Source organism: Rhizobium sp. NPDC092011 (assembly GCF_044756305.1).
Lineage (GTDB): Bacteria > Pseudomonadota > Alphaproteobacteria > Rhizobiales > Rhizobiaceae > Rhizobium.
Genome location: NZ_JBIVSO010000006.1, coordinates 165,736 through 189,326 on the forward strand (window position 1 = coordinate 165,736; position 23,591 = coordinate 189,326).

Sequence of the window (23,591 nt, forward strand, 5' to 3'; positions counted from 1 at the left end):
GTTTTTGCGGCTACGACATGCGCGAAATCAAAGAGCTAAAGCGCATGAAGCGAATCTTAGAGATCGCGACGCGCTTTAGCCGTCCAAGTCCGTCAGGCCAAATGGCTTTCTTCCGGCCTGTTTAGAACAGAGCTTTTACAAACGCACAGGCGGCCAGCAGAGATGCGACCGTGCGGACGTGGTTCCACTGAACCCAATCGCTCAGATAGGTCGACCATAGCTGCGCCGCTTCGGCGGTATGACCGTCGACCTTGGCAAGCGCATCGTTGAGCGGCACGTTGAACACGATCGTCGAAAGGAAGCTTGCGACGATATAGAGCCCAGCGCCCGTCAGCATCATCACGCTCGCGCCGCCCCGCCAGTTGAGAATGGCCATGACAGCGATGAAAAGCGACAGCGCCGCCGCCAGCATGAACACTGCAATGAAGGGCGAACGCACGATCGTGATGTTGATCGATTGCATGGCGGCAATCCCCTGGTCGACGGGGAGGCGAGCGAACGACTGCATGACGAAGGTCGAGAAGGCGAAATAGACGCCCGCGAGCAGGCCGCTGCTAAGTGCTGCAATGATAAGCGCGATATAAGTAATCGGGAAAGTCATGACCGGATACTCCAGATGCCGGTTGCGGCGGTTTGATTGGCATAGTCGGAAAAGTCTTTTGCCGGCCTGCCGAGGATCTGGCTGATGCCGTCCTTGACGGGCGAGTTGCGGCCATCGAGGACCTGCGTGAACAGTTCATGCAGGAGATCGGTAGCCTCTTGCGGCAGGCCGTAAGCAGTCATTTCGGTAATGAAGGCATCGATGGGAATCGTTTCGTAGCCGATATGTCTCCCCGATGCCAAGCCGATTTCGGCAACCGCCTGGCGAAATGTCAGGGCGCGGGGGCCGGTCATCTCGTACGTCCGGTTGCGGTGGCGCGGATTGGTAAGGCATTCGACGGCCGCATCGGCAAGATCATCGGCATCGACGAAAGGCTCCGGCACATCACCGGCCGGCAAGGTGAGTTTCCCGTGGAGAATGCCGTCGATAAAGGCGCCCTCGCTGAAATTCTGGTTGAACCAGCTGGCGCGCAGCACGGTGTAGTCCACGCCGGCTGCCTTCAGTCTTGCCTCGCTCAGAACGGCCCCATCCTCGCCGCGGCCGGAAAGCAGGACGATATGCTTCACACCGGCGTCGATGGCCGCCGCGGCAAAGGCAGCAATCGCTTCCGCTGCCCAAGCGACGGCGAGGTCCGGCTGGAATGTGACATAGGCGGCGGAAACACCTTCCAGCGCCTGATGCCAGGTGTTGCGATCCTGCCAATCGAAGCTGGGTGTCGTCGAGCGGGAAGCGGCGCGAACCGTAATGCCGCGGGCCTCAAGCAGCTCTGCGACGCGGCTGCCGGTCTTTCCCAATCCGCCGATGATGGCAACAGTCGAGTTCTGCATTTCAAACTCCTCCAGGATAAAATGTGATAAATTCTCTCATTTGCGAAATGTGATAAACTCTCTTATATTGCTTGTCAACGGCCACAGACAGGGAATGACATGACACAGGAACCGATCGCGAGACGCAGGCGCAGCAAGGAGGCGGCGGGCACGCCGAGGCGCGTACCCAGCCAGCAACGTGGCCGAGAACGCGTGGATTTGATTCTTTCGGTGGCGTCGGAATTGATCGTGAAGAACGGCAGCGATGCGCTGCGTATGGGCGAGATCGTTGAAAAGGCGGGAGTATCCTTCGGCTCGCTTTATCAATATTTCCCGGACAAGACGGCGATCATCCGCGTACTGGCCGAACGCTATAATGACCAGGGACGGCAATGCGTCGAGGACGAGCTGGTGGCGATCAAGAGCCGCGACCAGCTCCAGGGCGCGCTGGGTCGAATCGTCGATGGATATTATGCAATGTTTCTCGATGAGCCCGTCATGCGCGACATCTGGCACGCCACCCATGCCGACAAGTTGCTACAACAGGTCGATGCCGAGGATATGGAATGGCATTCCCAGGCCTTCCTGACGGTTCTCGAACGTCTCTGGCCGGAGCGTGACCACTCCGAGCTGGCAAGGACCGCCCGCCTGACGATGCAGCTGGTTGCCGCCGCCGTCCGCTATGCGATCTCGATCGAAAGAGAGGAGGGCGACAAGGTGATCGCGCTGTTCAAGGCCATGCTCCCCGCCGACCTCGGCATTGATCGATAAGGCTATTGGGCTGCAGGCATCAGCGGGACGCTGCCGGATGTTAGCAAAAGCGTCTATTCGTCTGGAAACCCGGGCCGCTTGCTGCTATTGCCGCTGGAACATTAGCGCTGCGAAGGAGGCCCCGCATGACCCAGATGACATTTACCGATCGCGCCGTCATGGCCGAGCTGGTGGCAAAGATGCTTTGGGAGATCAAGGCGGTCCATTTCAGCGCCGACAAGCCCTACAAATTCGCCTCCGGCATGGCGAGCCCGGTCTATATCGATTGCCGCAAGCTGATCTCCTATCCGCGCATCCGCTCGACGGTCATGGACTTTGCCGCCAGCACCATCGTTCGCAATGTCGGCTTCGAGCAGTTCGACTGCGTGGCCGGCGGCGAGACGGCCGGCATCCCCTTTGCCGCCTTCCTGGCCGAGCGCTTGAACCTGCCGATGATCTACGTGCGCAAGCAGCCGAAGGGCCACGGCCGCAATGCCCAGATCGAAGGCGATATGAAAGACGGCGCGCGCGTGCTCGTCATCGAGGATCTGACAACGGCCGGCGGCAGCATGTTCACCTTCGTCGATGCCATTCGCGCAGCCGGCGGCATCGTCGATCATGGCATGGCGCTGTTCTACTACGGCATCTTCCCCGAGGCCTTGGAACGCTTTGCCAATAAAAAGGTCCGCCTTCAGCATCTCGCTACCTGGCGTGATGTGCTTGCCGTCGCCAAGGAGCAGAAGTTGTTCGACGACAAGACGCTCGGCGAAGTCGAGGCTTTCCTCAATGCGCCGCTCGCCTGGTCGGGCCGCAACGGCGGTATTTCGGAGCTGCCCACAAACTGACGCTTTGCTTTTGCAGTGAATCTATCTAATCGATTTATGTAACTGGATAAGACAGACGCGCTCTTTGGGAGGCCGGAATGATTTTGTGCTGTGGCGAAGCTTTGATCGACATGTTGCCGCGGGATACGACGCTGGGTGAAAAGGGTTTTGCGCCCTATGCCGGCGGCGCGATCTTCAACACCGCGATCGCTCTTGGCCGTCTCGGTGTTCCCGCTGGCTTCTTCACCGGCATTGCCGATGACATGATGGGCGAAATCCTACGCGAAACCCTGTCCGCCTCGAAAGTCGATTACAGCTATTGTGCCATCACGCCGCGGCCGAGCACGATCGCCTTCGTCAAGCTCGTCAACGGCCAGGCGACCTATGCCTTCTACGATGAAGGTACGGCTGGCCGCATGATTACCGAGGCGGATCTTCCGACGCTCGGCGACGATTGCGAGGCCCTGCATTTCGGCGCGATCAGCCTGATCCCCGATCCCTGCGGCGCGACCTATGAGGCGCTGATGAAGCGCGAGCATCAGAGCCGTGTCATCTCGCTCGACCCGAACATCCGCCCGGGCTTCATCAAGGATAAGGCCGCTCATATGGGCCGCATCAACCGGATGGCAGCCATGTCCGACATTCTCAAATTCTCGGATGAGGATCTGGAATGGTTCGGCATCGCAGGCAATCATGATGAGCTTGCCGCGCATTGGCTGGGACAGGGCGCCAAGCTCGTCGTTATCACCAAGGGTGCGGAAGGCGCGACCGGCTATACCAAATCGCTGAAGATCTCGGTGCCGAGCGAGCGCGTTACCGTCGTTGATACGGTCGGTGCGGGCGACACCTTCGACGCCGGCATTCTGGCGTCGCTGAAGATGAACAATCTGCTGACCAAGGCGCAGGTGGCTTCGCTAAACGAGAAGGCGTTGCACGATGCGCTTGCTCTGGGCGCCAAGGCCGCGGCCGTGACAGTCTCCCGCGCCGGCGCAAATCCGCCCTGGGCGCATGAAATCGGGCTCTAAGCTCCGTCGACTTTCAGCGCTTCCAATAAAAAGCCCGCCTGATGTCTCAGGCGGGCTTTTTGTTTCTGATGGCGAAGTTACTTCGCGCGGCTTGCCAGCGCAGCCACCAACCCCTGCGTCGAGGAATCGTGGCCGGCAGCGCTTTCCTTGCCTTCGATGACCGGGAGCAGGCCCGTTGCCAATTCCTTGCCGAGTTCGACACCCCACTGGTCGAAGGAGTTGATGCGGAAGAGCACGCCTTCGACGAAGACGCGGTGTTCGTAGAGGGCGATCAGGCGGCCAAGCGCATAGGGCGTCAGCTTGTCGTAGACGAAGGTGATGGACGGACGGTTGCCGGTGAAGACGCGATGCGGCGCGATGAAATCGGCCTTTTTGTCGTCCATGCCCTTGGAAGTGAGCTGAGCCTTGGCTTCTTCGAAGGTGCGGCCCTTCATCAGGGCTTCCGACTGTGCAAGGCAATTGGCCATCAGCAGCTGGTGCTGGTGACGCAGGTTCGGCTCGAAGCCGTTGGCGGCGATCATGAATTCGGCCGGGATGACGCTCGTGCCCTGGTGGATGAGCTGATAGAAGGCGTGCTGGCCGTTGGTGCCGGGCTCGCCCCAGACGACCGGGCCGGAATTGCCTTCGACCGGCGTGCCGTCGATGGTGACGCCCTTGCCGTTCGATTCCATGTCGAGCTGCTGCAGATAGGCCGGGAAGCGCGACAGGCGCTGGTCATAGGGCAGGATTGCGCGCGTCGGATAGCCGAGCACATTGCGATGATAGAAGCCGATGGTGCCAAGCAGCATCGGCAGGTTTTCCTTGAACGGTGCCTTGCGGAAATGGTTGTCCATCGCATGCGCGCCGTCGAGGAACTTGCCGAAGTTTTCCGGACCGATGGCGATCATCAGCGGCAGGCCGATAGCCGACCAGATCGAGTAGCGACCGCCGACCCAATCCCAGAAGCCGAAGACGCGCTCGCTGTCGATGCCGAAGGCGGCAACCTTGTCGAGCGCCGTCGAGACGGCGGCGAAATGATGCTGCACGGCAGCTTCGCCGAGCGCGTCGGCGATGAACTTGCGCGCCGTCTGGGCATTGGTCATCGTTTCGATCGTCGTGAAGGTCTTCGACGCGACAATGAAGAGCGTCGTTTCCGGCTTAACGAGCTTCAGAATGTCGGCGATGTGGGCGCTGTCGATGTTGGAAACGAAATGCGAGCGCGGGCCGTCGTGGAAAGGTGCCAGCGCCAGCGTCGCCATGACGGGGCCAAGATCGGAGCCGCCGATGCCGATATTGATGACATCGGTGATCGCCTTGCCCGTGGAGCCTTTGAGCGCGCCGGAGCGGATGCCGTCGGCAAACTTGCCCATGGCGGCCAGCACGGCATTGACGTCAGGCATCACATCCTTGCCGTCGACCAGCACAGGCGTATTGGAGCGGTTACGCAGCGCGGTATGCAGCACGGCACGATTTTCGGTGAAGTTGATGGCGACGCCCGAGAACATTTCCTCGCGCTTGGCCGCGACGCCGCCCTCGGTTGCAAGCTTCTCCAGCAGGCCGAGGATCTGGTCATTCACCGCCGTTTTGGAGTAGTCCATCAGCAGATCGTCGAAGGAGGCGCTGAAGTGGGAGAAGCGCTTGGGATCGGCGGCAAAGGCGGCGCGGATGTCCGTGGCCTTCGTTGCCGATGCGGTGCTCTTCAGTTGATCGACGAGGGCGTTCATGGGAGGCTCCTTGCGTTCGCGTCACAAGCCGTCAGACCCGGCCAGGCGCTTTGAGTTTGGTCGCGGAAACTATTCCCTATGTAGGGCGTAAATCAAGTTCACCTATCGTCCAAAACGAAAAAAGGCCGCTCGCCGATGAAGGTGAGCGGCCCCTTGAATGGCATGGGATTATGTCAGCCGCGCAACTCCTTGCGCAGGATCTTGCCGACATTCGATTTCGGCAGTTCGGTGCGGAATTCGATAAAGCGCGGGCGCTTGTAGTTCGTCAGGTTTTCGGCGCAATGGGCCTTCACGTCAGCCTCGGTCAAGGCGGGATCCTTCTTGACGATGAAGAGCTTCACCGCTTCGCCGGAATGCGGATCGGGCACGCCGATCGCCGCCGCCTCCAGAACGCCCGGGTGCATCATGGCGACCTCTTCGATTTCGTTCGGGTAGACGTTGAAGCCCGAAACCAGGATCATGTCCTTCTTGCGGTCGACGATCTTGGTATAGCCGCGCTCGTCCATGAAGCCCATGTCGCCGCTGCGGAAGAAGCCGTCCGATGTCATCACGCGCGCCGTCTCGGCCGGCTGCTTCCAGTAACCCGCCATGACCTGCGGCCCACGGATGCAGATTTCCCCGACTTCGCCAAGCGGCAAGGAGTTACCGTTTTCGTCGCGAATGTCGAATTCAGTGCCCGTGATCGGCAGGCCGATCGTGCCGGAGAACTCGGAACTATCGAAGCGGTTGGCGCTGGCAACGGGTGAAGTCTCGGAAAGCCCGTAGCCTTCGGTAATCCAGGCCCCCGTCATCTTCTGCCAGCGTTCGGCAACCGGCCGCTGCACCGCCATGCCGCCGGCAAGCGTCGCCGTGTTGGAAAGGTCGAGCTTGGGGAATTCGGGATTGTTCATCAGGGCATTGAACAGTGTGTTCAGGCCTGGGAACATGTCGAACTTGTATTTGCCCAGCTCCTTGATGAAACCCGGTATGTCGCGCGGGTTGGCAAGCAGCACGTTGTGGCCGCCGAGCGACATGCCCATCAGCGAATTCACGGTCAGCGCGAAGATGTGATAGAGCGGCAGCGCGCAGACAAAGGTCAGTTGCTCGGGCCGCGGCTTGTTGATGTAGGCGGACTGCAGCCACAGCAGCAATTGCAGCTGGTTGGCGAGCAGGTTTGAATGGGTGAGGATCGCGCCCTTGGCGACGCCGGTCGTGCCGCCGGTATATTGCAGGAAGGCGATGTCGCTGCCCGCGAGTTCGGCTGGTTTCAGCGGCAGGCGCGCGCCCTCGGCGATCACCGCCTTGAAATTGCGGTGGCCGGGGATGGACCAGGCCGGCACCAGCTTCTTCACCTTGCGGACGATGAAGTTGACGATATGACCTTTTATACCGAGCATATCGCCGAGTGCGGTGACGACCACATGGCGTACATCCGTATGCGCCAGCACCTGCTCCACCGTATGGGCGAAGTTTTCCAGTACGAAGATCGCCTTGGCGCCGCAGTCGCGCAGCTGGTGCTCGAGCTCGCGCGGCGTGTAGAGCGGGTTGACGTTGACGACCACGAGGCCGGCGCGAATGATGCCATAGGTGGTAACGGGATTTTGCAGCACGTTCGGCATCATCACGGCGACACGGTCGCCCTTCTTGAGGCCGAGGCTCTGCAGCCAGGCGGCGATCTTGCGCGTTTGCGTATCGAGATCGCGATAGGTAATCGATTTGCCCATGCTGGTGAAGGCGAGGCGGTCGGCGTAACGCGCGCAGCTCTCCTCCAGCAATTCGACGAGTGATGCATGCTCCAGCGGCGGCAGTTCTGCCGGTACGATATCCGGATAGGAGGCCAGCCAGATCTTCTTGATCTGCGGTCTATCCGAAGGAGCGGAGATTGAATTCATGCGCACTTCCTCCTTTACGCATCATCACCACGCCCCGCCATGTTCAACGGCGGTTAGGTAGAGTGTCATCGCGCGACCGAAAAGTCTCCCGCTTTTCACAGTGCCGCAACTGTCGCTCTCAACTAAATCATTCAAGCGCTTCGAAAGCTACAATAACCTTGACGTAAACGTCAATAATCCTCACGCACTCACGTTTTTTTACAGTTTTGAAAAAAATGCTGGAACTTTTACCATAACGGAGCGTTAATGCTCCCGTGGGCGTAAACCCATCGGAGCATCGTGCTGCCTGAAAGAGCAGATCGGACGCTCCAAAGTTTATGTGAAGCGTATCCAAAAGGAGGTGCGCACATGCATAAAGAGAGTGCCGATCTTTCGGGCCGTGACCTTTACATCAAGGACATGTCGATGCTGGTTGCCTGTGACCGCGTCGAAGGATCCAGGGTATTCGGTTCGGACGGCAAGCAGATTGGTCATATTGAACGTCTGATGCTCGAGAAGAGCGATGGACGCATCGCTTTCGTCATTTTGAGCTTCGGTGGCTTTTTCGGCATCGGTCAGGATCACTACCGGTTGCCTTGGGAAAAGCTGCGTTATGACGCTCGCATCGACGGCTATCGTGTCAGCATGACCAAGAACGACATCGAAAAGGCGCGCCGCTTCGCCAGCAAGGATGAACACGACCACAAGGATCATGGCCATAAGAGCCACGATTATTTTGGTGTGCCCCCTTATTGGATGTGAGCGCGTTGACGGAGCCGACACGGTAAGCCCCGCCGGAGCGGGGCTATGCTTTGTCGGATCTATTGAAACCGACCATGTCTTTGTACGACTTCGATCTTGTAACCGTCGGGGTCGGTAACGAAGAAGAGCAGCGCAAAGAGCTTCCCATCGCGATTGAGTTCGACGATCTTGCCGGGATTGAGCCCGAGCTTCGTCATGCGCTCATGTTCGTCCTTCAGCTCTTCGACTGAGACCGCAAGGTGGCCATAGGCGTCGCCGAGCGCATAAGGCTCCGTGCGGCCCTGGTTGACCGTCAGCTCCAGCTCGAAGCCGGTCTCGGTATTGCTGAGATAGATCAGGGTAAAGGTTTCGAAGACGACGCGGTCTGCAATCTCTAGCCCGAAGGCCTTGCTATAGAAATCGACGGAGCGTGTTTCGTCGAGCACGCGGATCATCGAGTGAATTATCTTGGCCATCGGGATCTCCATCGGTCGCATCAATCTTTCATCAGAAGCCAATGCCACCGGTATCAGATGAAGGCAAGCGCGCGGAAATTCGCCTCGCGCGCCTTTCACCGTCGATCCGGGGTTTCTGGATTCTCGTTCGTCTGCTTTACTTCGCGCCGCTCAGGCATAGGCTCAATGGGGAGACGCCATGTACTACGCTATTCTGGCTTATCATCAGGAAGAGATTGTTGAAGCATGGAGCGAGGAGGAGGATGCCGCGCTGATGACCGAACTGCTCGAGATCAACGACCGGCTGGTCGCTCGGAAGTCGCTCGGCCCGGCCGCGCGGTTGGGCGCGACCCAGAACGCCGTCACTTTGCGCGGCAAGGGCGCGGGAGTCGTTATCGACGGCCCCTTTGCCGAAACAAAGGAACAGCTGCTCGGCTTCTACGTGGTCGATTTTCCGACAATAGAGGGGGCAGTCGAGGCCGCTCGTGAATTGCGCCGCGCCAATCCGACCGCGGTCTATGAAATCAGGCCGATCGCGCTATACGTGCCTGGCGCGTCCTTGCCGTCGGGCGAAGGCACCTGACCGAGCTTTAATGAACCGTCGGCAGTGACAGGCAGCGATGCCTTCGATCCCAGAGTTTTTGTAGAAAGGCTCTAATGGGATTGAAGGCCGATCTTGCTCGTCACCGACCGCTCGATCATCTCCATGCCATCATAGATCAGCACAGCCATCAGGCCGACGATCAGGCCGCCTTGCAGGATGAAGGCGGTATTGTCGTTCACCAGGCCGGCAATGATGACTTCGCCCAAAGATTTGGCAGCAACGGTCGAACCGATGGTCGCGGTGCCGATATTGATGACAGTGGCGATCTTCAGGCCTTCGATAATCAGCGGCAGCGCAAGCGGCAGTTCGACGCGAAACAGGCGCTGCCAGCCATTCATGCCCATGCCGTCGGCGGCATCGAGCACGGAGGCCGGCACCTGCTGCAATCCTGCAACCGTATTTTCGAAGATCGGCAGCAGCGCATAGAGGAAGAGCGCGATCAATGTCGGAACCGCGCCGAAGCCGGTGGTCGAGATGGCAAGCGCCAGCACCGCAACGGGAGGAAAAGTTTGTCCGGCATTGGCGATCGCCCGCGATAGCGGCAGAAAATCGGCGCCGATCGGCCGCGTCACGAAGATGCCGCCGAGCACCGCCAGAATGCCGCTTGCGGCGATCGAGGCGAAAATCAGCTCGAGATGACTGAGCGCCAGGCTCGGCAGGCTGTTCTGCGTATAGATCGGCGACGCCCCGAATTTGGTGAGCGGCGCCAGAACCGGCGTCAGCCATTCCGGGCGGAACAGCATGACAAGCAGCAGCGCCAGCGCAAAAAGGCGGAAGAGGTTGGCGGCGACAAATCTCATGCTTTGCGGCCCAGTTCGAGCAGATGCTGGATCGAGATCGAACCGACCGGCATCTTGCGTTCGTCCTCGACCGTTGCTTCGTCCGCGCCCTGCCAGATCAATTCGGCCAGTGCATCGCGCAGATTGAGGCTCTGCGGCAGACTATAGCCGAGGCCTGATCGCGGCGGCTGCATGCTTTCCTTGAGCGGCAGCAGCGACATCAGCTTCAGCGCGCGGTCGGATGTACCGGTCAGCTGCTGGACGAAGGGGTCGGCCGGCTCGGTCAGGATCTTTTCGGGCTCTGAGCACTGCAGCAGTTTGCCGCCGCTCATCACGGCGATCCTGTCGCCGAGATGGAAGGCTTCGTCCATGTCGTGCGTGACGAGAATGACTGTCGTGCCGAACTGCTTCTGGATGGCGAGCAGATCGTCCTGTGCCTTGCCGCGGATGACGGGGTCGAGCGCGCCGAAGGGTTCGTCCATCAACAGTACTTCCGGCTCGGCGGCAAGCGCGCGGGCGACGCCGACACGCTGCTGCTGGCCGCCGGAAAGCTGGCTCGGATATTTGCCGGCAAAGGTGCCGGGATCGAGACGGAAGAGATTGAGCAGTTCTTCCACGCGGCGGTGGATGCGTGCGCTCTCCCAGCCGAGCAGTTCGGGAACGGTGGCGATATTCTGCGCGACCGTGCGATGCGGAAACAAACCGTGGCCCTGGATCGCATAACCGATGCGGCGACGAAGCTCCGTCGCGGGCACGGTCATGACATCTTCGCCGCCGACGGAAATACGTCCTTCGGTAATCGGCACCAGCCGGTTGATCATCCGCATCAACGTCGACTTGCCGGAGCCGGAGGTGCCGACGATGACGGTGATCGTGCCCTTTTCCATGCTCATCGTGACGTTGTCGACCACGGTTGCGCTGCCATAGCGCTTGGTGACGCCCTCGATCTCGATCATGTTGGTCATGCGCGTTGTCCCCGGATGCTGTCGATGACCGCATCGAGGATGACGGCCGATGAGAAGGCGAGAAAGACCGTCGGCACGGCGCCGAGCAGCACAAGGTCGTTGGCCGTCTGGCCGATGCCCTGGAAGATGAAGATGCCGAAGCCGCCGCCGCCGATAAGTCCCGCCACCGTTACGAGGCCGATTGCCTGCACCAGCACGATGCGGATGCCTGTGAGGATGACCGGAAAGGCAAGCGGGAGGTCGATTCCAGTCAGGATCTGCCGGCGCGTCAGGCCCATGCCGGCGGCGGAATCGCGCACGGAGGGATCGACGCCGGCAAGGCCGACGACGGTATTGGCGACGATCGGCAGCAGCGAATAGATGACCAGCGCCACCAGCGCCGGCGCCACGCCGATACCCTTTATGCCGATCGCGGCGGCGAAAGGCACGTTGGCGGCGATATAGCCGAGCGGCAGCATCAGGATGCCGAAGAGCGCCAGGCTCGGGATGGTCTGCACCAGGCTCAGCGCGCGCAGCACGACGGCGCGCAGGCGCGGCTGCCAGTAGCAGAAGATGCCGAGCGGCAGCGCCAGCACGATGGCGATGGCAACGGACCCAAGTGAAAGGAAGACATGGCCGAGCGCTTCATGCCAGAACTTGTCGGCGTTGTTGGCGTATTCCTTCATGATCGAGAGATTGTCGAGCAGGCCGCAACGCAGCACGATGGCAAGCAAAGCGGCATAGACAGCCAATGCGGCCACGCGCAGCCAAGGCGTCAGTCGCAGCTTCACCAGCGCGTCCGAGATCATCAGCCCGACGACGGCGAGCAGAACCCAGAAGCAACCACCGGGCGTAATGCGCGCCACGGTGCTTCCCGTTGGCGTCGCAGCCGTCGAAACCAGCCCGAGCGCAACGATGAGCATGGCGATCGCAAGCGTCGCGACGCCAAGCCGGATGATCTGATTTTGGAGGAAAAGGGCGGCAAGAGCCGCGGCAGCAAGAAGTACAAGCAGCGTGAGTGTCGCTGGCTGGGCCGAAAGTTGCGTCAGCAACTGCGGCTTGCCGGCGGCAATGCGGTTTGCCTTGACGATGATGAACGGCATCCAGGCTACCGCCATCAAGCCGCCTGCCACCAGCACTACTCCGAGACGATCCACTCTGCGGACCGCTAGCGCGTCTTCCATTAGGCAAGCTCCGTCAGCGCATGAGCCCAAAATTCAAGGCGGGTTCGGACAAGATCATGCCCATAAGAAAGCCCCGCGGCTCCACTCTAGAACTTTTCCGCTTTTCTTCGAAACGCGAAAACGTTCCATCCTTGTTGTCGAGCAATTCCAGGAAAACCGCTGCGCACTTTTCCTGGAATTGCTCTGGCAAAATGGAGCCGCAAGAGCAGCGGCAAAGCCTTACTTCAGGAAGCCATTGTCCTTGAGGTAGGATTCGGCAACGGCCTTGGCCGGCTCGCCATCGACCTGGATGCGGCCGTTCAGCTTGCGCAGCACGTCGGCGGTCAGGCCCTTGAAGATCGGCGCGAGAACTTCCTCGATCTTCGGATTGGCCTTCAGCACGGCTTCGCGAATGATCGGCGTCGGTGCGTAGACCGGCTGCACACCCTTGTCGTCATCGAGCACCGTCAGTTCGGCGGCTTCGATGGCGCCGTCGGTGCCGTAGACCATTGCGGTGTTGACGCCGTTGGTCTGGTCGGCAGCAGCCTTGATCGTCGCTGCAGTGTCGCCGCCCGAAAGCACGACTTCCTGCTCCGGCTTCAGCTTGAAGGCGTAGGTGGTCTCGAAAGCGGGCAGGGCGGCCGGCGAATTGACGAATTCGGAGGAAGCCGCAAGCTTGACTGAGCCACCGCCGGCGACCCACTTGCCGAAGTCGGACATGGTCTTCAGCTTGGCCGGGCCGGCGACATCGCTGCGCACGCCGAGTGCCCAGGTGTTGTTGGCCGGCGAAGGTGTCAGCCAGACGATCTTGTTGGCGTCATAGTCCAGCTTCTTGGCAAGGTCGTAGCCTTGCTGCAGGTTCTTCCAGGCCGCATCGTCGGCCTTGTTGAAGAAGAAGCCGGCATTGCCGGTATATTCGGCATAGATGTCGATCTCGCCGGCAGTGATCGCCTTGCGGACAACAGGTGTGGTGCCGAGTGCGATGCGATCCTGCGCCTTGATGCCGTTGGCATTGAGAGCCGCGAGGATGATGTTGCCGAGCAGAGTGCCTTCGGTGTCGATCTTGGAGGAGACGACGACGTCGGCGGCGCTGGCGCCACTGGCAAGGAGGGCCGTCAGCGTGGCGGCAAGTGCAAGCTTCTTGAGCATGATGTTTCCCTTTGTACCCCGTTAAATCTTTGTCTTGCATGCCCGCGTCGCCTCAAGCGACCATCCGGATGCGCAAGCTTCGAGCAGGTCGGCGACCTGCAGGCGAATTCGTGGCTGCTTCAGGCACGTAGCGCTCATCGCGGAAAAGTCGATGCGCTCCGGATTCCCGTTGCAGTCGCGCGATTATGACGAGCGTACTCGACATTCGCGCGAAATTGGATTTCTTTTTTCGGGGGCAAGTGCGTTTGTTTTTGTTCCCCTTACCCGTTTTGGCGCTGTTCCGATCTCATTTTTGCGGCTGGATCAGTTAGGCGACGAAGAGACGATAATCGTCGCCCCTGTGCTTAGGGATATCTTTTTTCGAGAACACATCATATCGTCGGGATATCGTTGGTGCTTTCCCGACGAGGGAGCGACTTGCGTTTCGCATGAAAGGAAAAAAGCTTGTATCTCGGCGCCTTGTTCATTGCCGATATGGTGTTCTCCATCGGCTCCGTCAGGGAGACTGCTCGCCGGCTCTCCTTTTCCGCTTCAACCGTCTCCAGCGCGCTTCGCCGTCTGGAAACCGAACTGGCGCTGAAATTGGTCGAGCGTGCTTCCGGCGAGCTTGCCACGCTGCTCGCAAGCTCCAAGGTTCAGAAGGGATTGCAGCCTGTGCTTGCCGGCATCCGCCAGCTTTCCACACTGATGAAGGACCCGCCCGCGCCGCAGGAGTATGATCAGTGGGCCGCCCGCCTGTCGTTGAAGATCGCCACCATCGAACGTTTTCTGGAAGTCGCCGATCAGGGCAGCATCAATCGCGCCGCCCGCCGCTTGCGGCTAGGGCAGCCGCAGCTCTCGTTGCAAATCGCCAATCTGGAGGAATTGTTCGGCTTCCGGCTGTTCGAGAGGCAGGCGCAGGGTTCCGTGCTGACGGAGGCAGGGCAGGAGGTTCACGCTATTCTGGCCGGCATCGCCCAGGCCTGGGACGAGATGAAGGCGGCGGCCGACGAGCGCTTTCAGCGCACGGCGCGCGCCGTCCGCATCGGCTCGATCATTCCGACCGGCGCCGAGAGTTGGGTCGCACGCTCGTTGGCGAGCCTGGTGTCACGGTGGAATATCGGCGGCAACCGCAACATGCTGTCGTTGATGCTGATGACCGCCGACGATCTGCGCGAGGCGTTGCGCTCGGGCCGTATCGATGTCGCCATCGTCGATTCCGTCTTCGGCCTCGATGCCTTCGAGCATATGGAACTGGTGGCGACGGACATGGTGGCGATCGCCCCGCCCGACAGCAAGGAACAGACGTTTGCTGCGCTGGTGGAAAACCACCCGCTCTGCGTGCCGAGCCCACGCACCGGCATAGGCAACGCCGCGACTGCTTTCGGCTACGACAGCCACGATCGGCGCAGGTTTCGCGGCCGGGATATCACCTCGGCCGATTCCCTCCCCGTCATCGTCGATCTGGTGGCCAATCACGGCTATGTCTCGTTCCTCGGCCGCGTGAGCGCCTTGCCGATTTCCGACAGGGTGCGGATCGTCGAACCCGAGCAGCTGCTGCCTTTGTCCTATCATCTCGCGCACAACGGCCGCAAAGCGTCGATAGAGGCGAGCCGCCTCATCCAGCAGGCGGTTCGCGAACTGGTGGGGGATATGGGTGCGCCAAAAAAACGACTGGCGCCCGCGACTTAGCGGAACCATCACGGTAGATCCGCGTTTAGGGGAGTTAGGTTAGTCCGGGCGTACGCAGCCGGGGGGCTCGTTCGGCACCCAAGGAGACCGATATATGAAAATTCTTGCAACGGCGCTCGTCGCTCTAGGTATTCTCGCTCTACCTGCCACTTATGCCGAGGCGCGTGATCATCATCACCGCTGGCACCATCATCGCCCCGACTTCAGGCGTCACCACCATCACCGCCATTATTATCGCCCCTATCATGGCTGGCATCGCCATCACGGCTGGCGGCATGGGCCGCATCACCACCGCTGGCACAAACAGCCGCATTTTTCGCATGCCTGACGACAAGGATAGGCTGAAAAGCGGTGCCTCAAGGCGCCTTCTTTAGCCTTTACCTGCGTCGTTCGCTATCCGAAGCTTGAGGGCGCGGCGTATGCGCGCCGCGCCCCATGTCCAGTAGTGGAATTCTATCGCAGCCTGCCGGTTGATCCATAGGGTTTGCGAGCCGCCGCGCTCCACCGAGAAAAGGCTTGCCATCCAGAGGTTCGCGGAACTTTCGGGGGCACAATCGCGTTTATTCTCTGGTCCGGACGACGCAAATGATCCGAATAGCGCTGGCTCCGGCATCCAAGGAGGCTGGAAATGAAAATTCTGGCAACAGCGCTGATTGCGCTAGGAATGTTCGCACTGCCTGCAACCCACGCCGAAGCGCGCCGTCACTACCACGGGCACCACCATCGCGTGATCGTCCATCGGCATTACTATTATCACCACTATTATCGGCCCTACTATTACCGTCCTTATCCCCACTACTACCGCCCATATTACGGCTACTACGAGCCCGACTATGGCTACTACCAGCCCCTCTATTCATTCGGCTGGTTTGGCGGGTTTGGTGGATATCGCCACCATGGTTGGTCTGGTGGGCGCGGATATTATCATGGTGGCTATCGCGGATGGCACGGAGGCGGTGGACACTGGCGGTACTACAGCCGGCCGCATTTCTCGCATAACTGACGCTCCAACCGAAAGCGAAGCGGCGCCTTTCGGCGCCATTTCCTGAGAGATTGGACGTCGCTTTGCAGCGATAGACTCAAGCCGGATTCAGCACGTGAACGGCGCGTTCGGCCATGAGATGCTTCACCTTCTCGCCGTAAGCGGCCATATGCGCCGAAGCGGCATGGGCCTTCAATGCGTCCATGCTTGCCCATTTCTCGACCACGACGAACGTATCCGGCCCGAAGGCCGGGTCGGCGCTCGGGACATCGACGACAGCGGTATATTCAATGCAGCCGTCTTCGGCATGAACGGCCGGAACGTTGGCCTGAAAAGCTTCGAGCACCTCGGCCCGCTTGCCGGGCAACGCGGTGAGGATGGCGAGAACATGGATCATAACGATATCCTTGGAACCATTAGACATTTGGATGGAAAATAGCTGCGGCTGCCGAATCCTTGGCAGGTGTCGATCATTATCACAAATTGACGATATCCGAACGCTTGACTTCGATTTTACCCGGCGCGATCTTCCATCATAACGCGAGGTTTTTGCGTCAATCTAGTCAGGCGCGAGGGGACTTGCGCTGACTATTCATCTGGGAGGGGGAAATGGCGCTATCCACACAAGAGCAGATACTGATCGAACAGCGGGTCATGAACGAGGCGAAATCCGTCGGTGCAGCCTATCTGCTTTGGTTTTTCCTGGGCACTTTGGGGGCTCATCGTTTTTATCTCGGCAGGACAGGCTCGGGTCTTGCGCAATTGGCCTTGCTGGTCGTTGGATGGCTGACAGCGGCAATCGTCATCGGCTTTGGTTTTTTGATTGCGCTGGGCATCTGGTGGATCGTCGACGCATTCTTGATCCCGGGGATGATCGAGGAGCAGAAATCCGAAGTCCGTCGGTCGCTGATGCGGTTGATGGAAGGGCAAACTAGAACCAGTTAATAATCGGCTGCCGGTATTCGGGATCATCTCGGCGACGGAAACGGCGCCGAGATAGCTTTGAGCAGAAAGGGGCGCGACTATCATCGCGATAGCGAACGGCGATACTCAGATTGGAAGCAACGTGGTTCTCAGGAAATGGTGCCGCTTACGTGACTCGAACACGTGACCCCATCATTACGAATGATGTGCTCTACCGACTGAGCTAAAGCGGCATTCCAGGGGCTTTCGGTTTGGCCCCGCGATTTGCATGGCGCTGATACAGTCTATGCGACCAGATTTCAAGCGCTCAAATCGCCATTTGGCAAAAAAGCGAAAGGCTTGTGAAAAACAAGCCCGTTTCCGGTTGGTTCAAAGCGCAAGCCGCGCCCGCGCCTGCCGGTATTCCGCCTCCAGTCTGTCGACAAGCTTGGCGACCGGCTGGATGGCCTTGACCGCGCCGATACCCTGGCCGGAGCCCCAGATATCTTTCCAGGCCTTCACGCCTGTGGTGGCGGCTTCGAAGTCCATCTTGGAAGGGTCGGCTTCGGGCAGGTTGTCGGGGTCCAGGCCGGCGGCAAGGATGGAGGGTTTCAGATAATTGCCGTGCACGCCCGTGAAGTAGTTGGAGTAGACGATGTCGGCGGCGGTTCCCGCGACGATCGCCTGCTTGTAGGCGTCGACAGCGCGTGCCTCCTCGGTCGCGATGAAGGGTGAGCCGATATAGGCCAAGTCAGCGCCTGCGGCCTGCGCGGCCAGCACGGCGCCGCCGGTTGCGATCGCGCCGGCAAGTAGCAGCGGTCCGTCGAACCATTCGCGGATTTCCTGTACGAGCGCGAAAGGCGAAAGGCGGCCGGCGTGGCCACCGGCGCCTGCTGCGACGGCGATCAGCCCATCAGCACCCTTGCGGATCGCCGAATTGGCGTGGCGGTTGTTGATGATGTCGTGCAGAACGATGCCGCCATACGAGTGCACGGCCGCATTCACTTCGGGCACGGCGCCGAGCGAGGAGATAACGATCGGCACCTTGTATTTCACGCAGAGCATCAAATCGTGCTCCAGCCGCTTGTTTGACGTATGGACGATCTGATTGACCGCAAAGGGAGCTGCCGGACGATCTGGATTTGCTGCATTGTGTGCCGCAAGATCCTCGGTGATCATGGCCAGCCATTCGTCGAGCTGGCTTTCCGGCCGAGCGTTCAGCGCCGGGAAGGAGCCGACGACACCTGCCTTGCATTGCGCGAGCGTCAACGCCGGATGCGAGATGATGAAGAGCGGCGAGGCCACGACCGGGAGCCGCAGACGTTCGGTCAGGATCGGGGGAAGGGCCATGAACATCATCCATTCTTTGACGTTTACGAAAACGTCAAAGAAATAGCAGATGTCCAAACCGGTGGGAAGTGGCGAGGTACGGAATGGCCGTCAGCTGCAATTCATGCGCGACAACCTCCTCTCGGATTGCCACTTGGTCATCGCAAAACTGTCGCCTTTGGCATTTATCCCCGCCCGAGTGCTCGCCGCACTTGTCGAAGGCTTGCGTATTGACAAGCGTGGCGTTACCGAATCCGGTTAACGAATGCTAAAGACCATTGCCGCCTTGCCAGCTGAGTATGCGCGTATGTTGCGAGTGAGAGTAAAGGACCTGATGTGAGCGGATTAGAAACGGCTATCAGAAGCGCGTTGGACAGGTCCGATCGCGCCAATCCGGAAATCCGGGCTCGCATCTATCAGTCGGCACGACAGGCATTGGAAGCCGGTCTCCGCAAACAGGACATTACCGACGTCAACGTCGTCGCGGCCCAGCGTCAGCGGCTTGAAGCGACGATACGGGAGATCGAGGTCGAGGAGCGTGGCCGCCCGGCACAAGCGGCGCCGCCGTCTTCCGAGCTCGGTACTTCGCATGTGTCTCCCGCTGCCCCGCGTCCGGTGACCGGACAGCCGGCGCAGCGATCCGAGCCGGTCATGAGCGTGCGCGGCGAAACCCGCGATAACGATCCACCTTTCGCCCGCGACGCCGGCCCTGCGGAAGCAGTGTCGGTCGAGCCTGCAGGACCGCAGGCGGATTTTGGCGATATGCGGGCCGGGCCTGCCGATCATCTTGGGGCCGACAGCGATATCAGGCCGTCTGCCAACGCGCCGGCCTCCGCCCGAACGATGAACTTCAAGCCGGAACGGGCGGCCGTTCGCCGCAAACCGCGCAAATTCTTCTCTCGTCTGCTGGTGTTCTGCATCCTGCTCGCCTTTCTCGGTGTCGGCGCCTGGTGGATCAAGACGTCAGGCGTCTTCATGTCGGCAGCACAGAGGGATACCAGCGTCCGCAATCCGCCGGCTCATGTCGACTCGCAGGACTTCAGTGGCAACAATAGCGAGGACGACAATGCCGATGAGGATGACAATAGCGGTCCGGTCAATCCGGGGTTGGCGACCATCGATCCGCAAAACCGCTTCTCTGAGGAATGGATCGAAGTTCTGAAGCCGACGGAAGCATCGAAAGTGAAGGCGGGGGCACAGGCGAAGGCCGAAAATGTCTCGGAGAATGAGGGGCCGGCGGTGCGAATTACCTCCCTCAGCAGCGGCCCGGATGGCAGTGCCTCGGTGGAAATACCCGCCAGCGTGTTGCAGCAGGTCGCCGGCAAGCCTTCGACGGTCGCGTTGACCCTGCAATCGACATCGGACGCGCCGACGCAGATTACGGTGGAATGCGATTTCGGCACGCTCGGTCGTTGCGGCCGTCATCGCTTCACCGCCAGCCGCCAGAAAACGGATGCGTTGTTCCAGCTTCGCTTCGATGGTGCGATGGCGCCGACGGCTTCCGGCCGACTGATCATCAACAGCGATATCGATGGCAAGGCGCGGGGCATCAACATCTACGCTATCCGCGTCTTGCCCGGACAATAAAGTCCGGGTTGCGTAACGTCGCTTTCCTGTGCAAGTGCGGCCGGAGAACAGCCGCGTGTGTTCGCTGTGCTTATTTGAAGCCGGCCGGCCCCATGCTCAGGATCTTGTCGTCGATTTCGCCGATGGCCTTCTCGTCCTTGCCGTCGTAGTCGAGCGTCAGCAGGATGTGGCGGATAAGGTTCAGCCGCGCGCGCCGCTTGTCGTTGGCGCGTACGACGGTCCATGGCGCATAGTCCGTATGCGTATCCTTCAGCATGCGGTCCCGCTTTTCGCTATAGTCCTTCCATCTGGGAAGGGCCGCGATATCCATCGAGGAAAGCTTCCACACGGCGCGGGGATCGTGGCATCGGTCATGGAAGCGCTTCAGCTGCATTTCCCGGCCGATGTCGAGATAGAATTTGAAGAAGTGGATGCCGTCCTGGACGATCAGCTTTTCCATCTGCGGCGCCTGCTTCAGGAACTGCTCGTATTGTTTCTGCGTGCAGAAGCCCATGATGGGCTCGACGCCGGCGCGGTTGTACCACGAACGGTCAAACAGCACGAATTCGCCTGATGTCGGGAATTGCGCGACATAGCGCTGGAAGTACCATTGCCCGGCTTCGCGGTCGGTCGGCTTGGTCAGCGCCACGACACGGGCCAGGCGAGGGTTCATATGAGCCGATGTCGCCGCGATCGAGCCGCCCTTACCGGCGGCGTCGCGCCCTTCAAACAGTGCCATCACCCGCTTGCCTGACGCCTGCAGCCAGAACTGCACCTTGATGAGCTCGATCTGCAGCTTCTTCAGCTCGTCCAGATACTCTTCTTCCTTGAGCTTCTTCTTGTAGGGATAGTTGCCTGAGGTCAGCGCCTCGTCGTCGATCCAGCTCGGCAGCACGGGATCGTCGACGTCGAATAGCCGCTTGGTCCCGCGGATATCCAGCTCTACAGCGCGGCTTTTGACTTCCTCTCCCATGTGTCCCGGCTCCTCGGTCGTTGATGCTTTGCTAGTCTTGTCGCAGAAACGCGGCAAATGCTCTTTCGGCAAGTTGGCGCTTTTATCCAATGGTTTCAACCCCTTTGCTTTTTCCTCCTTTTGCCGGCTACATTTATTGCTGTGAGTTTTAGCGTTCTGTGGATAGAGCCGAATACTTCTGTCATGAATCGCGGATAAGAGGCGGAATCCAGCATTCCATGATGGCAGGCGAAGGGACGGGCGCAGTTGGAAGACGAATGGTCAATTGTCAGGAAGTTGATGGTGCGGTTGCGGCAGGAGAGCGCCATCCTGATTCTGGCGACGCTGATTGCAGCGCTTGCGCTTATTGAAGGCATCCATACCGGTGTCGTGTTCTGGATCTGGGCCATTGCGGTGATCGTCGCGCTGATCCGGCAGCCGCTGGTCCAGCGGGTTGCGGTGCCAGCCCAGGCCGGGCCTGTGCCGGCCGATCCGGAAGCTGTGATGCACACCGCCTTCGCGGGTCTTTCGGCGCTCGACGTGCCTGTCTTGATCATCGATCGCGAGGCATCGGTGCTGGTGCAGAACGCCGCGGTCGAAAAGGCTTTCGGTGCCTTCCCGATCGGAGCGCATATTTCGTCGAAGCTGCGCTCCCCCGGCCTGCTCGACATGGTTCGCGAGACCATCGCGACCAACACCCCGAACCAGATCGAGCATTCAGAGCGGCTACCCTCGGAGCGCGTCTACATCGTGCGCATCGCGCCGATCGATCTGCAGCAAGCCGAAGTCGAAACCGGCACCTTCTTCCTGCTGTCCTTTCGCGACATATCGGAACTGCGTCACATCGATCGCATGCGCTCCGATTTCGTCGCCAATGCCAGCCATGAGCTGCGCACGCCGCTGGCTTCGCTGAGAGGCTTCATCGAGACCATCCAAGGCCCTGCCAAATCGGACCCGAAAGCTCAGCAGCGTTTCCTCGGCATCATGTTCGATCAGACGACGCGCATGAGCCGGCTGGTCGACGATCTTCTGTCGCTATCGCGGCTGGAGCTGAAGTCACATATCGCGCCGGATCAGAAGGTCGATCTCGTGCCGCTGCTCGGCCATGTGCGGGACTCGTTGGCGCCGCTCGCAGGCGATCTCGACGTGACGATCAACCTGCATATGCCCGACGACAAGGTGGAGGTGCTGGGCGACCGCGACGAGCTGGTGCAGGTTTTCGAAAATCTGATCGAGAATGCCTGTAAGTATGGCCAGGAAGGCAAGTCTGTCGAGGTTTCGCTTTTGAACGAGCCGGGCCAGGCGGTCGCCGTCGTCATTTCCGACAAGGGGCCGGGAATACCGGCCGAGCATGTGCCTCGCCTGACCGAGCGCTTTTATCGCGTCAACGTTGAGGACAGCCGTTCGAAGAAGGGCACCGGTCTTGGGCTCGCCATCGTCAAGCACATTCTGACGCGCCACCGCGCAAGGCTGATCGTGAAGTCGGAAGTTGGGAAGGGAACCGACTTTACCGTCCGCTTCTGAAGCTCACTACGAACCCCCGATTCCGGGTGAGATTTAGCCCATAAATTTCAAAAGGATAGACTGTCATAATTGTTTCACTCGCCTGACATAAAAGGGCGGTGCTTTGGCCGGTAAGAAAGAAGCGCTGAAACTGGTGGATGTACCGTTCACCGTCGTGCTCTTTTAGCCCGTCAGGGAGGATTCATTATGAACGCGTTGAAATTGTCTATTCTCGCGCTGGTCGCATCCGCCGCTTTTGCCGGCGCTGCCGTGGCCCGCGACCAGATTCAGATTTCCGGTTCTTCTACCGTATTCCCCTATGCCAAGATCGTCGCCGAGAATTTCGGAGAGACCCACACCAACTTCAAGACGCCGATCGTCGAATCCGGTGGCTCGGGCGCCGGCCTCAAGGAATTCTGCAAGGGTGTCGGCACCGATTCCATCGATATCGCCAATGCGTCGCGTCCGATCAAGGATAGCGAAATCGGCGCCTGCAAGGCCGCTGGTGTCGCCGATATCCAGCAGATCAAGATCGGCTATGACGGCATCGTCTTCGCCTTTGACAAGAGCAACCCCGATATCAAGTTCGTACCCGCCGATCTCTACAAGGCGCTCGCAGCCGAAGTCGTCGTCGACGGCAAGCTGGTCGCCAATCCCTACAAGAAGTGGTCGCAGATCAACCCTTCGCTGCCGGATTTCGAAATCGCCGCCTATATTCCGGGCGAGAAGCACGGCACGCGCGAGGTCTTCGAGGAACGTGTTCTCGCTTCCGGCTGTAAGGCTTCCGGCGCGCTCGACGTCATCAAGGCCACGATCAAGGATGCAGACCAGCAGGCGAAGAAGTGCATTGCCGTGCGCAAGGACGGTCTGGCAGTCGATATCGACGGCGATTATCCGGAAACTCTGGCGCGCATCAACGCCAACAAGCATGGCGTCGGCGTCTTCGGCCTGTATTTCTACCAGAACAATGCCGACAAGCTGAAGGTCGCCACCGTCAGCGATATCGTGCCCTCGGGCCAGACGATCGCCGACGGCACCTATCCGGTCTCGCGACCGTTGTTCTTCTACGTCAAGAAGGCGCATCTGGGCGTCATTCCTGGCCTCAAGGAATATGTCGATTTCTTCACCAGCGATCAGATGATCGGGCCGGATAGCCCGTTGGCCGAATATGGCCTCGTGCCCGCGCCGGATGCTGAACGCGACCAGATCCGCAAGGACTTTGCGGACGGAAAGATCATGTGAGTGCGTAAGGACTATGCGTCGGTGCGGTCTTCGACCGTGCCGACGTTGG

Annotated in this window: 26 protein-coding genes and 1 tRNA gene; 13 read left to right on the forward strand and 14 right to left on the reverse strand. The window is 59.9% G+C overall.

The annotated features are described in order from the left end of the window. Positions 1-121 precede the first annotated feature (121 nt). A complete protein-coding gene (locus ACIQJ2_RS23595) occupies positions 122-601 on the reverse strand; it encodes a DUF1772 domain-containing protein (RefSeq protein ID WP_400673165.1) in 480 nt (159 codons plus the stop codon). Beyond that, positions 598-1,428: an NAD(P)H-binding protein gene (locus ACIQJ2_RS23600; protein WP_400673163.1), complete on the reverse strand. Its 831-nt coding sequence runs from the start codon at positions 1,426-1,428 to the stop codon at positions 598-600. The genes ACIQJ2_RS23595 and ACIQJ2_RS23600 overlap by 4 nt, the downstream gene beginning before the upstream one ends. 99 nt (positions 1,429-1,527) lie before the next feature. On the opposite strand from ACIQJ2_RS23600, the gene ACIQJ2_RS23605 reads away from it, so the two are divergent. From ACIQJ2_RS23605 to ACIQJ2_RS23615, 3 genes are all read left to right on the forward strand, one after another. Beyond that, the gene (locus ACIQJ2_RS23605) at positions 1,528-2,178 is read left to right on the forward strand and encodes a TetR/AcrR family transcriptional regulator (protein ID WP_199148911.1); all 651 of its coding nucleotides are present in this window, start codon (positions 1,528-1,530) and stop codon (positions 2,176-2,178) included. Between the two features lie 125 nt (positions 2,179-2,303). Then, entirely contained in the window at positions 2,304-3,002 is a 699-nt protein-coding gene (locus ACIQJ2_RS23610) for an orotate phosphoribosyltransferase (RefSeq protein WP_400673160.1), read from the forward strand. Positions 3,003-3,079: 77 nt separating this feature from the next. Then, positions 3,080-4,006 (forward strand): carbohydrate kinase, encoded by a 927-nt coding sequence (locus ACIQJ2_RS23615; protein ID WP_400673158.1) that lies wholly within the window; start codon positions 3,080-3,082, stop codon positions 4,004-4,006. Between the two features lie 77 nt (positions 4,007-4,083). Here the strand turns inward: ACIQJ2_RS23615 and pgi are convergent, their stop codons facing one another. Both pgi and ACIQJ2_RS23625 read right to left on the reverse strand, forming a co-directional pair. After that, positions 4,084-5,709: a glucose-6-phosphate isomerase gene (gene pgi / locus ACIQJ2_RS23620; RefSeq protein ID WP_400746608.1), complete on the reverse strand. Its 1,626-nt coding sequence runs from the start codon at positions 5,707-5,709 to the stop codon at positions 4,084-4,086. 173 nt (positions 5,710-5,882) lie between these two features. Then, entirely contained in the window at positions 5,883-7,580 is a 1,698-nt protein-coding gene (locus ACIQJ2_RS23625; protein ID WP_400673153.1) for a long-chain fatty acid--CoA ligase, read from the reverse strand. Between the two features lie 348 nt (positions 7,581-7,928). Here ACIQJ2_RS23625 and ACIQJ2_RS23630 point away from each other — a divergent pair, with 348 nt between their 5' ends. Beyond that, a complete protein-coding gene (locus ACIQJ2_RS23630; RefSeq protein ID WP_199148907.1) occupies positions 7,929-8,321 on the forward strand; it encodes a PRC-barrel domain-containing protein in 393 nt (130 codons plus the stop codon). 59 nt (positions 8,322-8,380) lie between these two features. Here ACIQJ2_RS23630 and ACIQJ2_RS23635 read toward each other — a convergent pair whose 3' ends face one another. Beyond that, entirely contained in the window at positions 8,381-8,776 is a 396-nt protein-coding gene (locus ACIQJ2_RS23635; RefSeq protein WP_400673150.1) for a VOC family protein, read from the reverse strand. A gap of 178 nt (positions 8,777-8,954) precedes the next feature. On the opposite strand from ACIQJ2_RS23635, the gene ACIQJ2_RS23640 reads away from it, so the two are divergent. Next, positions 8,955-9,338, forward strand: a complete 384-nt coding sequence (locus ACIQJ2_RS23640; protein WP_400673148.1) for a YciI family protein — start codon at positions 8,955-8,957, stop codon at positions 9,336-9,338. Between the two features lie 71 nt (positions 9,339-9,409). On the opposite strand, the gene ACIQJ2_RS23645 is transcribed toward ACIQJ2_RS23640, so the two are convergent. The 4 genes from ACIQJ2_RS23645 to ACIQJ2_RS23660 all read right to left on the reverse strand — a co-directional run bounded on the left by ACIQJ2_RS23645 (position 9,410) and on the right by ACIQJ2_RS23660 (position 13,394). Continuing rightward, positions 9,410-10,159: an ABC transporter permease gene (locus tag ACIQJ2_RS23645; protein WP_199095815.1), complete on the reverse strand. Its 750-nt coding sequence runs from the start codon at positions 10,157-10,159 to the stop codon at positions 9,410-9,412. After that, entirely contained in the window at positions 10,156-11,103 is a 948-nt protein-coding gene (locus ACIQJ2_RS23650; RefSeq protein WP_400673144.1) for an ABC transporter ATP-binding protein, read from the reverse strand. The genes ACIQJ2_RS23645 and ACIQJ2_RS23650 overlap by 4 nt, the downstream gene beginning before the upstream one ends. After that, entirely contained in the window at positions 11,100-12,266 is a 1,167-nt protein-coding gene (locus tag ACIQJ2_RS23655) for an ABC transporter permease (protein WP_400673141.1), read from the reverse strand. The genes ACIQJ2_RS23650 and ACIQJ2_RS23655 overlap by 4 nt, the downstream gene beginning before the upstream one ends. A gap of 219 nt (positions 12,267-12,485) precedes the next feature. Next, complete coding sequence (locus tag ACIQJ2_RS23660; protein ID WP_400673138.1) at positions 12,486-13,394, reverse strand: ABC transporter substrate-binding protein; 909 nt, start codon at positions 13,392-13,394, stop codon at positions 12,486-12,488. Between the two features lie 444 nt (positions 13,395-13,838). On the opposite strand from ACIQJ2_RS23660, the gene ACIQJ2_RS23665 reads away from it, so the two are divergent. Beyond that, positions 13,839-15,065: a LysR family transcriptional regulator gene (locus ACIQJ2_RS23665; protein WP_400673135.1), complete on the forward strand. Its 1,227-nt coding sequence runs from the start codon at positions 13,839-13,841 to the stop codon at positions 15,063-15,065. 164 nt (positions 15,066-15,229) lie between these two features. Beyond that, positions 15,230-15,439 carry a hypothetical protein gene (locus ACIQJ2_RS23670; RefSeq protein ID WP_199148899.1) on the forward strand — a complete coding sequence of 70 codons (210 nt, stop codon included), beginning with the start codon at positions 15,230-15,232 and terminating at the stop codon, positions 15,437-15,439. Here ACIQJ2_RS23670 and ACIQJ2_RS23675 read toward each other — a convergent pair. After that, positions 15,436-15,588, reverse strand: a complete 153-nt coding sequence (locus ACIQJ2_RS23675; protein WP_400746611.1) for a hypothetical protein — start codon at positions 15,586-15,588, stop codon at positions 15,436-15,438. The two genes, ACIQJ2_RS23670 and ACIQJ2_RS23675, sit on opposite strands and share 4 nt — an antisense overlap. Positions 15,589-15,693: 105 nt before the next feature. On the opposite strand from ACIQJ2_RS23675, the gene ACIQJ2_RS23680 reads away from it, so the two are divergent. Continuing rightward, positions 15,694-16,068 carry a hypothetical protein gene (locus ACIQJ2_RS23680; protein WP_400673132.1) on the forward strand — a complete coding sequence of 125 codons (375 nt, stop codon included), beginning with the start codon at positions 15,694-15,696 and terminating at the stop codon, positions 16,066-16,068. A gap of 76 nt (positions 16,069-16,144) precedes the next feature. Here the strand turns inward: ACIQJ2_RS23680 and ACIQJ2_RS23685 are convergent, their stop codons facing one another. Then, on the reverse strand, positions 16,145-16,444 hold the full coding sequence (locus ACIQJ2_RS23685) for a putative quinol monooxygenase (RefSeq protein WP_400673129.1): 300 nt from the start codon (positions 16,442-16,444) through the stop codon (positions 16,145-16,147). A 212-nt stretch (positions 16,445-16,656) separates the two neighbouring features. Here ACIQJ2_RS23685 and ACIQJ2_RS23690 point away from each other — a divergent pair, with 212 nt between their 5' ends. Next, on the forward strand, positions 16,657-16,992 hold the full coding sequence (locus ACIQJ2_RS23690; protein WP_400673126.1) for a TM2 domain-containing protein: 336 nt from the start codon (positions 16,657-16,659) through the stop codon (positions 16,990-16,992). Positions 16,993-17,128: 136 nt separating this feature from the next. Here the strand turns inward: ACIQJ2_RS23690 and ACIQJ2_RS23695 are convergent. Next, positions 17,129-17,204: transfer RNA gene (locus ACIQJ2_RS23695), tRNA-Thr, on the reverse strand. 136 nt (positions 17,205-17,340) lie between these two features. Beyond that, positions 17,341-18,300, reverse strand: coding sequence for an NAD(P)H-dependent flavin oxidoreductase (locus ACIQJ2_RS23700; RefSeq protein WP_400673123.1), 960 nt, complete (start codon positions 18,298-18,300; stop codon positions 17,341-17,343). A gap of 49 nt (positions 18,301-18,349) precedes the next feature. Here ACIQJ2_RS23700 and ACIQJ2_RS23705 point away from each other — a divergent pair, with 49 nt between their 5' ends. Further along, positions 18,350-18,541, forward strand: a complete 192-nt coding sequence (locus ACIQJ2_RS23705) for a hypothetical protein (RefSeq protein WP_400673120.1) — start codon at positions 18,350-18,352, stop codon at positions 18,539-18,541. Between the two features lie 74 nt (positions 18,542-18,615). Next, positions 18,616-19,866 (forward strand): hypothetical protein, encoded by a 1,251-nt coding sequence (locus ACIQJ2_RS23710; RefSeq protein WP_400673117.1) that lies wholly within the window; start codon positions 18,616-18,618, stop codon positions 19,864-19,866. A 70-nt stretch (positions 19,867-19,936) separates the two neighbouring features. Here ACIQJ2_RS23710 and ppk2 read toward each other — a convergent pair whose 3' ends face one another. Continuing rightward, positions 19,937-20,818: a polyphosphate kinase 2 gene (ppk2, locus tag ACIQJ2_RS23715; RefSeq protein ID WP_400673114.1), complete on the reverse strand. Its 882-nt coding sequence runs from the start codon at positions 20,816-20,818 to the stop codon at positions 19,937-19,939. Between the two features lie 279 nt (positions 20,819-21,097). Between ppk2 and phoR the strand changes: the two genes are divergently transcribed. Next, positions 21,098-22,321, forward strand: coding sequence for a phosphate regulon sensor histidine kinase PhoR (phoR, locus tag ACIQJ2_RS23720; protein ID WP_199151514.1), 1,224 nt, complete (start codon positions 21,098-21,100; stop codon positions 22,319-22,321). A 186-nt stretch (positions 22,322-22,507) separates the two neighbouring features. After that, complete coding sequence (locus tag ACIQJ2_RS23725; RefSeq protein WP_400673111.1) at positions 22,508-23,542, forward strand: substrate-binding domain-containing protein; 1,035 nt, start codon at positions 22,508-22,510, stop codon at positions 23,540-23,542. The last annotated feature ends 49 nt before the right edge of the window (positions 23,543-23,591 follow it).

Coding starts and splice junctions, on each gene's coding strand:
- ACIQJ2_RS23625 (WP_400673153.1), bottom strand. CDS start 7,580: ATGAATTCAATCTCCGCTCCTTCGGATAGACCGCAGATCAAGAAGATC.
- ACIQJ2_RS23595 (WP_400673165.1), bottom strand. CDS start 601: ATGACTTTCCCGATTACTTATATCGCGCTTATCATTGCAGCACTTAGC.
- pgi (WP_400746608.1), bottom strand. CDS start 5,709: ATGAACGCCCTCGTCGATCAACTGAAGAGCACCGCATCGGCAACGAAG.
- ACIQJ2_RS23630 (WP_199148907.1), top strand. CDS start 7,929: ATGCATAAAGAGAGTGCCGATCTTTCGGGCCGTGACCTTTACATCAAG.
- ACIQJ2_RS23690 (WP_400673126.1), top strand. CDS start 16,657: ATGGCGCTATCCACACAAGAGCAGATACTGATCGAACAGCGGGTCATG.
- ACIQJ2_RS23675 (WP_400746611.1), bottom strand. CDS start 15,588: ATGGCAAGCCTTTTCTCGGTGGAGCGCGGCGGCTCGCAAACCCTATGG.
- ACIQJ2_RS23600 (WP_400673163.1), bottom strand. CDS start 1,428: ATGCAGAACTCGACTGTTGCCATCATCGGCGGATTGGGAAAGACCGGC.
- ACIQJ2_RS23640 (WP_400673148.1), top strand. CDS start 8,955: ATGTACTACGCTATTCTGGCTTATCATCAGGAAGAGATTGTTGAAGCA.
- ACIQJ2_RS23645 (WP_199095815.1), bottom strand. CDS start 10,159: ATGAGATTTGTCGCCGCCAACCTCTTCCGCCTTTTTGCGCTGGCGCTG.
- ACIQJ2_RS23685 (WP_400673129.1), bottom strand. CDS start 16,444: ATGATCCATGTTCTCGCCATCCTCACCGCGTTGCCCGGCAAGCGGGCC.
- ACIQJ2_RS23615 (WP_400673158.1), top strand. CDS start 3,080: ATGATTTTGTGCTGTGGCGAAGCTTTGATCGACATGTTGCCGCGGGAT.
- ACIQJ2_RS23635 (WP_400673150.1), bottom strand. CDS start 8,776: ATGGCCAAGATAATTCACTCGATGATCCGCGTGCTCGACGAAACACGC.
- ACIQJ2_RS23650 (WP_400673144.1), bottom strand. CDS start 11,103: ATGACCAACATGATCGAGATCGAGGGCGTCACCAAGCGCTATGGCAGC.
- ACIQJ2_RS23605 (WP_199148911.1), top strand. CDS start 1,528: ATGACACAGGAACCGATCGCGAGACGCAGGCGCAGCAAGGAGGCGGCG.
- ACIQJ2_RS23660 (WP_400673138.1), bottom strand. CDS start 13,394: ATGCTCAAGAAGCTTGCACTTGCCGCCACGCTGACGGCCCTCCTTGCC.
- ACIQJ2_RS23725 (WP_400673111.1), top strand. CDS start 22,508: ATGAACGCGTTGAAATTGTCTATTCTCGCGCTGGTCGCATCCGCCGCT.
- phoR (WP_199151514.1), top strand. CDS start 21,098: ATGGTGCGGTTGCGGCAGGAGAGCGCCATCCTGATTCTGGCGACGCTG.
- ppk2 (WP_400673114.1), bottom strand. CDS start 20,818: ATGGGAGAGGAAGTCAAAAGCCGCGCTGTAGAGCTGGATATCCGCGGG.
- ACIQJ2_RS23610 (WP_400673160.1), top strand. CDS start 2,304: ATGACCCAGATGACATTTACCGATCGCGCCGTCATGGCCGAGCTGGTG.
- ACIQJ2_RS23700 (WP_400673123.1), bottom strand. CDS start 18,300: ATGGCCCTTCCCCCGATCCTGACCGAACGTCTGCGGCTCCCGGTCGTG.
- ACIQJ2_RS23705 (WP_400673120.1), top strand. CDS start 18,350: ATGTCCAAACCGGTGGGAAGTGGCGAGGTACGGAATGGCCGTCAGCTG.
- ACIQJ2_RS23680 (WP_400673132.1), top strand. CDS start 15,694: ATGAAAATTCTGGCAACAGCGCTGATTGCGCTAGGAATGTTCGCACTG.
- ACIQJ2_RS23655 (WP_400673141.1), bottom strand. CDS start 12,266: ATGGAAGACGCGCTAGCGGTCCGCAGAGTGGATCGTCTCGGAGTAGTG.